The 14478-nt window shown below is 41.0% G+C and carries 12 protein-coding genes; 3 read left to right on the top strand and 9 right to left on the bottom strand.

Annotation, left to right across the window (positions count from 1 at the left end):
* Window positions 1–5 precede the first annotated feature (5 nt).
* Both fldA and fur read left to right on the top strand, forming a co-directional pair.
* Window positions 6–533, top strand: a complete 528-nt coding sequence (gene fldA / locus PULV_RS10755) for a flavodoxin FldA (RefSeq protein WP_086744973.1) — start codon at window positions 6–8, stop codon at window positions 531–533.
* 134 nt (window positions 534–667) lie between these two features.
* On the top strand, window positions 668–1111 hold the full coding sequence (fur, locus tag PULV_RS10750) for a ferric iron uptake transcriptional regulator (protein ID WP_086744972.1): 444 nt from the start codon (window positions 668–670) through the stop codon (window positions 1109–1111).
* A 34-nt stretch (window positions 1112–1145) separates the two neighbouring features.
* Here fur and glnS read toward each other — a convergent pair whose 3' ends face one another.
* From glnS to sdhC, 9 genes are all read right to left on the bottom strand, one after another.
* Window positions 1146–2801: a glutamine--tRNA ligase gene (gene glnS, locus PULV_RS10745; RefSeq protein ID WP_086744971.1), complete on the bottom strand. Its 1656-nt coding sequence runs from the start codon at window positions 2799–2801 to the stop codon at window positions 1146–1148.
* A 164-nt stretch (window positions 2802–2965) separates the two neighbouring features.
* Window positions 2966–3838, bottom strand: coding sequence for a succinate--CoA ligase subunit alpha (gene sucD, locus PULV_RS10740; protein ID WP_086744970.1), 873 nt, complete (start codon window positions 3836–3838; stop codon window positions 2966–2968).
* The gene (gene sucC / locus PULV_RS10735; RefSeq protein WP_086744969.1) at window positions 3838–5004 is read right to left on the bottom strand and encodes an ADP-forming succinate--CoA ligase subunit beta; all 1167 of its coding nucleotides are present in this window, start codon (window positions 5002–5004) and stop codon (window positions 3838–3840) included. The genes sucD and sucC overlap by 1 nt, the downstream gene beginning before the upstream one ends.
* A 177-nt stretch (window positions 5005–5181) precedes the next feature.
* On the bottom strand, window positions 5182–6663 hold the full coding sequence (gene odhB / locus PULV_RS10730; RefSeq protein WP_193331694.1) for a 2-oxoglutarate dehydrogenase complex dihydrolipoyllysine-residue succinyltransferase: 1482 nt from the start codon (window positions 6661–6663) through the stop codon (window positions 5182–5184).
* Between the two features lie 9 nt (window positions 6664–6672).
* The gene (gene sucA / locus PULV_RS10725) at window positions 6673–9483 is read right to left on the bottom strand and encodes a 2-oxoglutarate dehydrogenase E1 component (protein ID WP_193331693.1); all 2811 of its coding nucleotides are present in this window, start codon (window positions 9481–9483) and stop codon (window positions 6673–6675) included.
* Between the two features lie 98 nt (window positions 9484–9581).
* Window positions 9582–10298 (bottom strand): succinate dehydrogenase iron-sulfur subunit, encoded by a 717-nt coding sequence (locus tag PULV_RS10720; protein ID WP_086744966.1) that lies wholly within the window; start codon window positions 10296–10298, stop codon window positions 9582–9584.
* 11 nt (window positions 10299–10309) lie between these two features.
* Entirely contained in the window at window positions 10310–12082 is a 1773-nt protein-coding gene (gene sdhA / locus PULV_RS10715; protein WP_086744965.1) for a succinate dehydrogenase flavoprotein subunit, read from the bottom strand.
* Window positions 12083–12430, bottom strand: coding sequence for a succinate dehydrogenase, hydrophobic membrane anchor protein (gene sdhD / locus PULV_RS10710; protein ID WP_086745273.1), 348 nt, complete (start codon window positions 12428–12430; stop codon window positions 12083–12085).
* A complete protein-coding gene (sdhC, locus tag PULV_RS10705) occupies window positions 12421–12798 on the bottom strand; it encodes a succinate dehydrogenase, cytochrome b556 subunit (protein WP_140372862.1) in 378 nt (125 codons plus the stop codon). Before sdhC ends, sdhD begins: the two co-directional genes overlap by 10 nt.
* Window positions 12799–13172: 374 nt before the next feature.
* On the opposite strand from sdhC, the gene PULV_RS10700 reads away from it, so the two are divergent.
* A complete protein-coding gene (locus PULV_RS10700; RefSeq protein WP_086744963.1) occupies window positions 13173–14459 on the top strand; it encodes a citrate synthase in 1287 nt (428 codons plus the stop codon).
* Window positions 14460–14478 lie beyond the last annotated feature (19 nt).

The raw sequence follows: 14478 nt of genomic DNA, 5'->3' as shown, positions 1-14478 counted from the left end.
TAAATATGGCATCTGTAGGCATATTTTTTGGAAGTGATACTGGTAACACTGAACACGTTGCTAAACTGATCCAAAAAGAATTGGGCAAAAAATTAGTCGATGTAAAAGATATTGCTAAAAGTAGCAAAGAAGAAATTGCTGACTTTGATTTAATTTTATTCGGCATACCAACTTGGTATTATGGCGAAGCGCAATGTGATTGGGATGATTTTTTCCCTGAGCTTGAAGAAATCGATTTCGAAGGCAAATTAGTCGCTATTTTTGGCTGTGGTGACCAAGAAGATTACGCTGAGTACTTCTTAGATGCCATGGGGATGGTTAACGACATCGTTGAGCCTCGTGGCGCTGTTGTTGTTGGTCACTGGCCAACTGAAGGCTACCAATTTGAAGCCTCAAAAGCATTGATAAACGATACACATTTTGTTGGCTTAGGCATTGATGAAGATCGTCAGCCAGAACTCACTGAACAACGTATCAAAGCATGGTGCGCACAAATATTTGATGAAATGTGCCTTGCAGAGCTAGCAGATTAACAGTAAATTGAAGTCGATATTATCGGCTTCAATTTTATGAGCTTCCACAATAATCAATAGGATTATCTGACAGTCGTGCTAAACTTTTAGATATCTGATTAAATTGATTTAACAAAGAATCGAGAACGGAATTAATGACAGATCATAACTTAGAGTTAAAAAAAGCCGGTCTAAAGGTCACCCTACCGCGTATCAAAATTTTAGAAATTTTACAGTCTCCTGATAACCAACACATCAGTGCTGAAGATGTCTATAAAATTTTGTTAGACAAAGGTGAAGAGATTGGCCTGGCGACCGTTTACCGTGTACTCAATCAATTTGACGACGCAGGTATCGTTTCTCGCCATCACTTCGAAGGTGGTAAATCTGTTTTTGAATTATCCGGCATCACTCATCACGACCATTTGGTTTGTTTAAAATGTGGCAAAGTCGTTGAATTTGAAGATGAACTGATTGAAACTCGTCAAGTTGAAATCGCGTCTACTAACGGTATAAAACTGACTAATCACTCGCTATATCTATATGGTGAATGTGAAGACGCCCAAGCCTGCAAAGAGTTTTCAGAAAACAACAATTAAAAAAAGCGCCGTTAGGCGCTTTTTTTTGGTTATCTTATTTATTTTCCCACGTATCACGTAGTCCAACAGTCTGATTAAATATCAACGAATCTGATTTGTTATCACGACAAAAATAGCCAGTTCGTTCAAATTGGAACGACTGTTCTTTTTGCGCAGTGGCCAGTGAAGGCTCCAATGCAGCCTCTTGAACAAGCACCAGTGATTCTGGATTTATTACTGTCGCATAGTCATCAGCTGCTGCTGGGTTTGGCACATTAAATAAGCGATCGTATAAACGAACCTGTGCTTTTACAGCATGCTCTGCACTGACCCAATGGATCACACCTTTAACTTTACGACCATCAGCTGGGTTTTTGCCAAGGGTTTGTGGATCGTACGTACAATAAATAGTAGTGATCTGACCATTGTCATCTTCTTCTACACGCTCAGCTTTAATCACATATGCGTTACGTAAGCGTACTTCTTTACCTAACACTAAGCGTTTAAAATGTTTATTCGCTTCGACTTTAAAATCTTCAGCTTCAATTAACAGAGTGCGTGAAAAAGGCAATTCACGAGTACCCATCTCTTCTTTATTTGGATGACACGGTGCAGATAACAACTCAACTTGATCACTTGGGTAGTTTTCAATCACGACTTTAACTGGGTTAAGTACGGCCATCGCTCGACCTGCGGATTCGTTCAAATCTTCTCTGACACACGCTTCTAACATGCCCATCTCGACCATGTTTTCTTGCTTAGTGACACCGATACGTTTACTAAATTCACGTAAAGAAGAAGCCGGATAACCACGACGACGAAGTCCTGCAATCGTTGGCATTCGAGGATCATCCCAGCCATCGACATGTTTATCTTCGACAAGCGATTGAAGTTTTCGTTTAGACATTAAAGTATATTCAAGGTTTAAACGTGAAAACTCAATTTGTTGTGGATGACATTCAATGGAAATATTATCGAGTACCCAGTCGTACAGTCGACGGTTATCTTGGAATTCCAGCGTACACAATGAATGAGTGATCCCTTCAAGGGCATCAGAAATACAGTGTGTAAAATCGTACATTGGGTAGATACACCACTTATCAGCTGTCTGATGGTGATGAGCAAATCGGATACGATAAATAATTGGATCGCGAAGCACCATAAACGAGCTCGCCATATCAATTTTGGCGCGTAATACACACTCTCCTTCTTTAAAACCGCCGTCTTTCATTTTTTCAAAAAGAGCGAGGTTTTCTTCTACAGATGTATCACGATATGGGCTATTTTTTCCTGCTTCAGTCAAAGTACCACGGTATTCACGTGCTTGGTCTGGTGATAAAAAGCACACATAGGCTAAGCCTTTTTCAATTAATTCGACGGCATATCCATAGAGCTGATCAAAATAATTAGAAGAATATTGAATCTCGCCATCCCACTTAAAACCTAACCATTTGACATCTTCTTGAATTGAGTTAACGAAATCGATGTCTTCTTTTTCTGGGTTTGTGTCATCAAAACGTAAGTTACATTGACCTTGGTAATCTTGTGCAATACCAAAATTTAAACAGATAGATTTAGCGTGACCAATATGCAAATAGCCATTTGGTTCAGGTGGAAAACGAGTATGAGTACTAGTGTGTTTTCCTGAAGCAAGATCTTTATCAATAATAGTACGAATAAAGTTGCTTGGGCGATTTTCAATTTCCGCCATGGAATAGATATCCTCTGTGTTTTTGACTAAATAAATACTGAGGCATTATTGCAAATATCCGTGCTCGCGAACAGCGCTAATCACATGATCACTGCGATATTTTTGTTAATTCATTCCAATAAAAAAGGCTGCACATAGGCAGCCTTTTACTAACAGAGCAGGAATTACCAGCCTGTTTTTTCTTTAAGTGCTTTACCGATATCAGCAAGTGAACGTACAGTTTGTACGCCAGCAGCTTCTAATGCAGCAAATTTCTCATCAGCAGTCCCTTTACCACCTGCGATGATAGCGCCCGCGTGACCCATACGCTTACCTTCTGGTGCAGTTACACCAGCAATGTAAGAAACAACAGGTTTTGTCACGTTTGCTTTGATGTATTCAGCAGCTTCTTCTTCTGCTGTTCCACCAATTTCACCAATCATTACGATTGCTTCAGTTTGTGGATCTTTTTCGAACATTTCTAAAACGTCGATAAAGTTAGTACCTGGGATTGGATCCCCACCAATACCTACACACGTAGACTGACCAAAACCAGCATCAGTTGTTTGCTTAACAGCTTCATACGTTAAAGTACCAGAGCGAGAAACAATACCTACTTTACCAGGCTTGTGAATGTGACCAGGCATGATACCAATCTTAGTCTCACCAGGAGTGATAACACCTGGGCAGTTTGGACCGATCATGCGAGTTCCTGTTTGATCTAGTTTAACTTTAACGTCAACCATATCAAGTGTAGGAATACCTTCAGTGATACAAACAATTAGCTCGATGCCAGCATCGATTGCTTCTAAGATAGCATCTTTACAGAAAGGTGCTGGTACGTAGATAACTGATGCAGTTGCGCCAGTTGCTTCTACAGCATCACGTACAGTATTGAATACTGGAAGACCTAGGTGCGTTTGACCGCCTTTACCTGGGCTTACACCACCAACCATTTGTGTGCCGTACTCAAGCGCTTGCTCAGAGTGGAAAGTACCTTGACCACCAGTGAAGCCTTGACAGATAACTTTTGTATCTTTATTAATTAATACAGACATTATTTGCCCTCCGCAGCAGCAACAACTTTTTCAGCTGCGTCTGTTAATGATTCAGCAGCGATGATGTTAAGGTCTGACTTAGCAAGAACTTCGCGACCTAATTCAGCATTAGTACCTTCTAAACGTACAACTACAGGCACGTTTACGCCTACTTCTTTTACTGCGCCAATGATACCTTCAGCAATCATGTCACAACGTACAATACCACCAAAGATGTTAACTAAAACAGCTTTAACATTATCGTCAGAAAGAATGATTTTGAATGCTTCAGAAACACGCTCTTTCGTCGCGCCGCCGCCAACATCTAAGAAATTAGCTGGCTTGCCACCGTGTAGGTTTACGATGTCCATAGTACCCATTGCTAGGCCTGCACCGTTAACCATACAACCTACGTTACCATCTAGGGCGACATAGTTAAGCTCGAAGCTTGCTGCGTGAGCTTCACGTGCATCTTCTTGAGATGGATCGTGGAATTCACGGATTTTTGGTTGACGGTAAAGTGCATTTCCGTCGATGCCGATTTTACCGTCAAGACAGTGAAGATTACCTTCATCAGTGATAACTAACGGATTGATTTCTAAAAGAGCGAAATCGAAATCGTTGAACATTTGACCAAGACCCATAAAGATCTTAACAAATTGCTTCATTTGCGTTGGGTTTAAACCAAGTTTAAAACCTAATTCACGAGCTTGATAAGCTTGAGGACCTACTAATGGATCGATTTCAGCTTTATGAATAAGCTCAGGAGTTTCTTCAGCAACAGTTTCAATTTCAACGCCGCCTTCAGTAGACGCCATGAAAACAACTTTACGTGAAGCACGGTCAACAACTGCGCCTAGGTATAATTCATTTGCGATATCAGTACAGCTTTCAACTAAAATCTTAGCAACTGGCTGACCGTTTTCGTCTGTTTGATACGTAACTAGGTTTTTACCTAACCAGCTTTCAGCGAATGCTCTGATTTCTTCTTTCGATTTAACCAGCTTAACGCCACCTGCTTTACCACGGCCGCCTGCGTGTACTTGACACTTAACAACCCACATATCACCGCCAATTTTAGCAGCAGCTTCTACAGCTTCTTGAGGGGTATCGCATGCGAAACCTTCTGAAACTGGTAAACCATATTCGGCAAACAGTTGTTTTGCCTGATACTCATGCAAATTCATGATGTTTTATCCAATGTTTTTTACTAAAAGGGCTAATTATTACTCAGAATAATCAACCATCCCAAATTGCGCAGGTAGTATAGATCTGCAAGTGTTACAATGAAACACCCTTACCCACAAACAGTCATAAAAAAAGCCGTGAACAGGTGTCACAGCTTATTTTATAATCAGGTTTTATTACACATCTAATAAAAGACGTGTAGGATCTTCTAATAACTCTTTAATTGTTACTAAGAAACCCACTGATTCTTTACCATCGATTTGACGGTGATCATATGATAACGCTAAGTACATCATAGGTAAGATCTCAACTTTTCCATTGACAGCCATTGGGCGATCTTGGATTTTGTGCATACCTAAAATTGATGATTGCGGTAAATTAATGATTGGTGTTGATAATAGTGAACCAAATACACCACCATTCGTAATCGTAAAGTTACCACCTGTCATGTCGTCCATTGATAATTTACCATCACGGCCTTTAAGTGCTAACTCACGGATACCTTTTTCAATTTCTGCTACTGATAGTTTGTCACAATCACGTAATACTGGCGTAACCAAACCACGTGGTGTAGACACCGCAATACTGATATCGAAATAATTGTGGTAAACGATATCATCGCCATCAATTGATGCATTTACTTCAGGGAAACGTTTTAGAGCTTCAGTGACGGCTTTCACATAAAAAGACATGAAACCTAAACGAATACCATGACGTTTTTCGAATACATCTTGATACTGTTTACGAAGATCCATAATTGGCTTCATGTTCACTTCGTTAAATGTCGTCAGCATCGCTGTAGAGTTTTTAGCTTCTAGAAGACGGTTTGCAATTGTTTTACGAAGACGAGTCATTGGTACGCGCTTTTGAGTACGCTCACCAAGTTGAGCAACTGGCGCTGGCGCAGCAGCTGAAGGAGCAGGTGCTTTTAAGAAGGTATCAACATCTTCTTTAGTTACACGACCACCTTTACCTGTCCCTTTAATCTTAGAAGCATCAAGGCCTTTTTCAGCAATTAAACGGCGTACAGATGGTGTAAGTACATCTGAAGCGCTATCGTCTGACGTTGCAGGTGCTTGAGCTGTAGGCGCAGCAGCTGCTGCAGGAGCCGCAGATGCTCCTTCGATTAGTTTACCAATCAATTGTTGACCTAAAACAGTATCGCCTTCTGCATGAATGTGTTCACCCATGACACCATCAGCAGGTGCAACAACTTCTAACACAACTTTATCTGTTTCGATATCAACTAAATTTTGATCTCGGCTAACGGCTTCGCCAGGTTGAACATGCCAAGTGGCGATTGTAGCGTCTGCTACTGATTCTGGAAGAACTGGAACTAAAATATCCACTGCTTTACCTTCTGATACTGGCGCCTCTGCACTTGGCGCTACTGATTGTTCTTGCGCAACAGCGGTCGAATCACCTGCACCAATAAGTGCAATAACTTGTTGACCTAATACTGTCGCACCTTCTTGTTGCGAAATTTCAGTCACGACACCATCTTCTGGCGCCACAACTTCTAAAACTACTTTATCTGTTTCAATATCAACCAAGTTCTGATCTCGGCTAACGGTATCACCAACGCTAACGTGCCAAGTGGCAATAGTTGCATCAGCGACAGACTCTGGAAGAACAGGAACTTTAATTTCTACTGTCATGACTATCCCTTATTTTTTAATTGTCAGTGCGTCAGCAATTAACGCTTGTTGCTCGGCTGTATGAACAGACATATATCCACAAGCAGGTGAAGCTGAAGCTTTACGACCCGCGTAAGCAAGTTTCGCACCTTGTGGAATCGCATCAACAAAATGATGTTGCGAACAATACCATGCGCCTTGGTTTTGTGGCTCTTCTTGACACCAAACAAAATCTTTAACATGTTGATAATTGCTCATCAACTCTTCCATTTCTTTATGAGGGAATGGATAAAGTTGTTCAACACGAACAATCGCAACATTATTTAATTCTTGTGCACGGCGTTCTTGTAAAAGCTCGTAGTAAACTTTACCACTACAAAATACAACACGTTCAACATTTTTAGCATCAATGTCATCAATTTCACCGATGATATTGTGGAATGTACCATCAGCAAGTTCTTCAAGTGTAGACACCGCTAATGGGTGACGCAGCAATGACTTAGGAGTCATAACAATTAAAGGTCTACGTAATGGACGCACTTGTTGGCGACGTAACATTGCATAAACTTGCGCAGGAGTAGAAGGCACACATACTTGCATATTGTGATCTGCGCAAAGCTGTAAGAAACGCTCTAAACGGGCTGAACTGTGCTCAGGACCTTGGCCTTCGTAACCATGTGGAAGCATCACCGTTAAACCACACAAACGACCCCATTTTTGTTCTCCCGAACTTAAAAATTGGTCGAATACAACTTGGGCACCATTCGCAAAGTCACCAAACTGAGCTTCCCAAAGAACCAGCGTTGTCGGTTCTGCCGTGGCATAACCATATTCAAACGCAAGGACGGCTTCTTCTGAAAGTACTGAATCGTATACTTCAAACACACCTTGGTTTTCACTGATGTTTTGCAAAGGCAAATAGGTAGAACCATCAACTTGATTGTGAACAACGGCATGACGGTGGAAGAATGTACCACGACCTGAATCCTGGCCAGTCATTCGAATCTCTGTGCCATTTTCAACAATCGTTGCATACGCTAACGTTTCAGCCATACCCCAATCAAGTAGTTTTTCACCTGTCGCCATTAACTTGCGATCATCGTAAATCTTTTTAACACGTGATTGAGCTTTATGATCTTTTGGATATGTCGATACTTTTACAGCTAATTCTTTTAACTTATCGATAGAAACCGCTGCATCGTATGGAGTATCCCAATCATGACCAACAAATTTTGACCAATCAGATGAGTGCTTGGTATTTGGAAGAATTTCAGATACAACACATTGACCGCCATCTAAACTTTCACGATATGCATTAGCTAAAACTTTCGACTCATCAACAGTTAACACCCCTTCATTTGCAAGTTGTTGCGCATAAAGATCCCGAGGGACAGGATGTTTCTTAATTTTTTGATACATTAATGGCTGCGTTGCATTTGGCTCATCAGCTTCATTATGTCCATGACGGCGATAACAAACTAAATCGATGACCACATCACGCTTAAATTGATTTCTAAAATCAAGTGCGATGTGAGTAACGAGTGCAACTGCTTCTGGATCATCTGAATTGACGTGAAAAATAGGTGCTTGGACCATTTTTGCAATATCTGTACAGTAATCGGTTGAACGAACGTCTTCTTGTTTAGACGTTGTAAATCCAACCTGATTGTTCACAACAATTCGTACTGTACCGCCCACACTAAATGCACGAGTTTGCGATAGATTAAACGTTTCTTGAACAACACCTTGCCCTGCAATCGCAGAGTCACCATGAATAGTGATCGGTAATGCTTTAGAACCCGTATTACGGTCTAAGCGGTCCAAACGCGCACGAACAGAACCCATTACAACTGGGTTAACAATTTCTAAGTGCGATGGATTAAATGATAGAGCCATATGAACATCACCACCTTTGGTAGCGAAGTCAGAGGAAAAACCCATATGATATTTTACATCACCTGAGCTGTCTGATTTTATTTTCCCAGCAAATTCATCAAATAGTTCTGATGGGTTTTTACCCATCACGTTCACTAAGACATTTAAACGGCCACGGTGAGCCATCCCAATAACAACTTCTTGTTGGCCGCTTTCACCTGCTCGATGGATCAGTTCCTTAAGCATAGGAACAAGAGAGTCACCACCTTCTAATGAGAAACGTTTTGCACCTGGGAATTTTGCTCCCAAATACTTTTCAAGGCCATCAGCGGCTGTTAAACCGTGTAAAATTCGTAACTTTGTTTCTTTATCAAACTGAGGCTTTGATTGGACAGATTCAAGGCGTTGCTGTAACCAACGTTTTTCTTCTGTCGAAGTAATGTGCATATATTCTGCACCAATTGAACCACAGTAAGTTTTTTTAAGTGCGCTGTAGAGCTCGCCAAGCGGCATAGTGTCAGTAGCAGATGCAAATGATCCCACATTAAATTGGCGATCAAAATCAGATTCAGATAGGTCATGGTATGATAACTCTAAATCTCGAACTCGCTCTCTTTGCCATAAACTCAGCGGATCTAAGTTTGCGTTTTGATGACCTCGAAACCTAAATGCATTAATAAGTTGTAAAACTTTAACTTGTTTCGCATCATCGGCACCACCGCCAACTACAGTTACTTCTCTGTGTTTGTTTTTAGCCAGCTCAGCAAATTGAGCTCGAATTTCAGAGTGCTTACTTTCGACATCGACTCCGTCAACTTTAGGTAACTGGTCGAATATTTGACGCCATTCTTCTGTTACAGAAGTTGCATCGTCTAAGTACGCTTCGTACAGATCTTCTACATAAGCAACGTTGCCGCCGTTTAAGTGAGAAGACTCTAGCCATGCCTTCATTACACCTTCGTGCATTTATATGCCCTTTTCTCTAGCGCAGAAATCAAAATAAAATTAAAGCGCAATAGTTAAATAAATCAACATTTAACTATTGCGTTACCCAAACTATTTAATTAAACCGAACGGTTTAAAAGCATAGATTTAATGTGTCCAATCGCTTTAGTTGGATTCAAACCTTTTGGACACACATTGACGCAGTTCATGATTCCGTGACAACGGAAAACACTAAATGCATCGTCTAGATCGCCTAAGCGCTCTTCAGTAGCTGTATCACGACTATCAATTAAGAAACGATAAGCCGCTAATAAGCCTGCAGGACCGATGAATTTATCTGGATTCCACCAGAATGATGGACATGATGTAGAACAACATGCACATAAAATACATTCATAAAGGCCATCTAACTTATCACGATCTTCTAATGATTGATAACGTTCACCCGCCGCTGGTGTTTCATTAATAAGATATGGTTTTACTTTTTCATATTGAGTGAAAAATTGAGTCATATCGATAATTAAATCACGGATAACAGGTAAGCCTGGTAATGGGCGAATTACAATGCCTTTATTGCCACCTTTAGTCAATTCAGACAAAGGGGTAATACAAGCAAGACCATTCTTACCATTCATGTTTAATCCATCAGAACCACAGACACCTTCACGACAAGAACGACGGAATGATAAAGTTGGATCTTGCTCTTTTAATTGTAAAAGGGCATCTAACACCATCATATCTCGGCCTTCTTCAGCCTCGAGTGTGTAATCTTGCATTCTTGGTGCGTTGTCAACGTCCGGGTTGTAACGATAAACTGAAAATTTTAACGTAGCCACTTGCTGATCTCCTAGTATGTACGTGCTTTAGGTGGGAATGCTTCACGTAAAGTTGGAGCAAAATTCACATCACGCTTACTCATAGATTCTGTAACAGGATTATAAATCGAGTGACATAACCAGTTTTCATCATCACGTTCTGTGAAATCTTGACGTGCATGCGCACCACGAGACTCTGTACGGAAGTTAGCAGCAACAGCTGTTGAATAAGCTGTTTCCATTAAATTATCAAGCTCTAAACATTCAATTCGAGCTGTATTAAATTCTGCAGACTTATCATCTAAACGTGCAAATTTAAGACGTTCACGGATCTCTTTTAATTCAGCAAGACCTTGTGCCATCGCTTCACCTTCACGGAATACCGAGAAGTTTAGCTGCATACACATTTGTAGGTCTTTCTTGATCTGTACAGGGTCTTCGCCTTGACCAACCTTTGAGCTTTCCCAACGATTGAAACGAGCCAAAGACTGTTCAAGATCAGATTCAGACGCTTCACGGCCAAAATCTTTATCTGCAAGATATTTTCCAAGGTACAGACCTGCAGCGCGACCAAATACAACTAAGTCAAGAAGAGAGTTACCACCAAGGCGGTTAGCACCATGTACAGATACACATGCAATCTCACCTACAGCGAATAAACCTTCAACGACAGAGCTATTACCTGCAGCATCAATGTTCAGTGCTTGACCATTAACATTAGTTGGAATACCACCCATCTGATAATGACAAGTAGGAATAACTGGAATTGGTTCTTTTGCAGGATCAATGTGAGCAAATGTTTTTGATAAGTCACATACACCTGGTAGACGAAGATTGAGTGTTTCTTCACCGAGATGGTCTAATTTCAGTTTAATGTGTGGACCCCATGGACCATCACAACCACGACCTTCACGGATTTCAGTCATCATTGAACGTGCAACAACATCACGGCCAGCAAGGTCTTTAGCATTTGGAGCATAACGCTCCATGAAACGCTCACCATCTTTATTTAAAAGATAACCACCTTCACCACGACAACCTTCAGTTACCAGTACACCCGCTCCCGCAATACCTGTCGGGTGGAATTGCCACATTTCCATATCTTGCAAAGTAATGCCGGCACGAGTTGCCATACCAACACCGTCACCAGTATTAATGTGAGCATTGGTTGTTGATGCGTAAATACGACCTGCACCACCCGTCGCAAGTACGACAGCTTTAGATTTGAAGTAAACAACTTCACCTGTTTCGATGTCAATTGCTGTACAACCAACAACCGCACCATCTTGGTTTTTAACTAAATCTAATGCGTACCATTCAGAATATACATTTGTTTTATTTTTGACATTCTGTTGGTATAAGCAATGAAGCAATGCATGACCTGTTCTATCAGCTGCAGCTGCAGTACGAGCTGCCTGCTCACCACCAAAATTCTTTGATTGACCACCAAATGGACGCTGATAAACACGGCCATTTTCAAAACGAGAAAATGGAAGACCCATATTTTCAAGTTCAGTAATCGCTTCAGGACCTGTTTTACACATATATTCGATAGCGTCTTGGTCACCGATAAAATCGGAGCCTTTAACGGTATCATACATATGGAATTCCCAGTTATCTTCGTGTGCATTACCAAGCGCAACGGTGATACCACCCTGTGCAGACACAGTATGAGAGCGTGTTGGGAATACTTTAGAAATCAGAGCACATGTTTTGCCTGATTCGGTAATAGAAAGTGCTGCGCGCATACCAGCACCACCGGCACCGATTACAACAGCATCGAATTCACGGACAGTATAATTCACTTAAACACCCCACAGAACAAACAGGCCTACCGCTACATAAGCGAAAGCCATTAAATTCAACACAAAGCTCAATACAGCACGAAGCTTTGCATTTTTAATGTAATCAGTCAGTACTTGCCACAAACCAATGCGGGTATGAATCATCATACTAATGAGTGCAGCAAGGGTGAACACTTTAACAGCAAGGTTAGAAAACAACCCTTGCCAAGCTTCAAAAGTGACGTCTGGAGTGGCTATAAAATAACCTAAGATGAATAATGCGTATGCCGCTAAAACTAGCGCCGTCGCGCGTAAGGATACAAAATCTTGTACGCCATCACGCTTAAGAGATGCTTGATTTAAAACCATATCCATGCTCCTGCTGCTATAGCTAATACAATCCAAAGTGCGATTGCAGCTTTAGCACTGTTGTTACCTGACTCTAATTCTTCCCAGTGACCCATCTCCATAATTAAGTGACGGAAACCGCCAATTAAGTGGTAAATCAATACAGTGATTGTACCCCATGCGATGAATTTAGCGATAAAGCCAGTGAAGAGGCTCTTTACAAACTCAAAACCTTGAGCAGAAGAAAGAGATTCAGACCAAGCCCAGATGACGAATGTAAGTGCAAAGAACAAAGCTACACCAGTAACACGGTGTAAGATTGATGCCTTTGCAGTCGCCGGCATTGATATAGTCGATAAATCTAGATTTACAGGTCGTTGCTTTTTCACAGTTACTTGCCCATCTGACTCATAAAGAGTCCAACTATTGTTGTTGTCAACCCACTTAAAATGTAAGTGGAACCATCAAAGTGATTCGCTTACTTAGGGGACGAACCTAAGTAGAATGCTAAAAATCACTGAAGACGTAGCGGTGTTAAACCTACCACAGTATATATAGCCACTGACCATATTACAATTCTTGTTTAATTAGAGCGGCTTGCGAATTAGCCATTGGTATAATATTTAATCTCCTCAGAATATTTATTATACGTTTATGCATTAAAATTGACTTTCATAGTGGTTTTTACGTTAAAATGAACTTAACGTGCTTATAATCAGTATAAAAACTAACAATCAGAATTGTTATCATAGGAGAGTATTAGATGGCCGACAACAAAGCCACAGTTCATATCGATGGTCTAGACCCAATTGAATTACCGATTTATTCTGGAACCGCTGGTCAAGATGTTATTGATGTTCGCACTTTAGGTGCCCACGGCTATTTCACTTATGACCCAGGTTTCATGTCAACGGGTTCATGTGAATCAGCAATCACCTTTATCGATGGTGCAAAAGGTGTGTTACTACACCGTGGTTATGCAATCGACGATCTAGCTGAAAACTCAAATTACTTAGAGCTTTGTTATTTATTGCTTGAAGGTGAGTTACCAAACGAAGCGCAAATGGCTGAGTTTGTAACTGACATCACAACAAATACAATGCTTCATGAAAAAATTGCTTCATTCTTCCAAGGATTCCGTGTTGATGCACATCCAATGGCTATGTTATGTGGTGTGGTGGGTGCTCTTTCATCTTTTTATCATGATGATATTGACATTACCAACGCAGAGCAGCGTAAGACGAGTGCAATTAAACTTGTTGCTAAGCTTCCGACTATTGCTGCAATGGCTTACAAATATACCATTGGTCAACCGTTCGTTTATCCTCGCAATGATTTAACCTATGCAGAAAACTTCTTACACATGATGTTCTCTGTCCCAGCTGAAGAGTACAAGGTAAGCCCTGTGCTTGCTAAAGCTATGGATCGCATTTTCATGTTGCATGCAGATCATGAACAAAATGCATCGACTTCAACAGTCCGTTTAGCTGGTTCTTCAGGTGCAAATCCTTATGCATGTATCGCAGCCGGTATTGCATCACTTTGGGGTCCTGCACACGGTGGTGCCAATGAAGCGTGTTTAACCATGCTAGAAGAAATCGGTTCAGTTGATCGTATCGATGAGTATGTTGCTAAAGCGAAAGACAAAAATGACCCGTTCCGTCTAATGGGCTTTGGTCACCGCGTTTACAAAAACTTCGATCCACGTGCAACTGTAATGCGTCAAACGTGTCACGAAGTACTTGCGGAGCTAAATATCCAAGATCCACTTCTTGATGTTGCAATGCGTTTAGAGCAAATCGCTCTAGAAGACCCATACTTCGTAGAGAAAAAACTTTACCCAAATGTTGATTTCTACTCAGGTATTATTTTAAAAGCTATTGGTATCCCAACAAATATGTTCACCGTGATTTTTGCTATGTCGCGTACTGTTGGTTGGATCTCACACTGGGATGAAATGTTATCTCAAGCTGGTCACAAAATCGGTCGCCCACGTCAGTTATATACTGGTTACACTAAGCGCGATTTTGTTGCTACTGACAAGCGTTAATATTAGTAAACCAAACATT

The sequence above is a fragment of the Pseudoalteromonas ulvae UL12 genome, assembly GCF_014925405.1.
Classification (GTDB): domain Bacteria; phylum Pseudomonadota; class Gammaproteobacteria; order Enterobacterales; family Alteromonadaceae; genus Pseudoalteromonas; species Pseudoalteromonas ulvae.
Note: the sequence above shows the minus strand (reverse complement) of the source record. Positions and strands in the feature narration are given on the sequence as shown.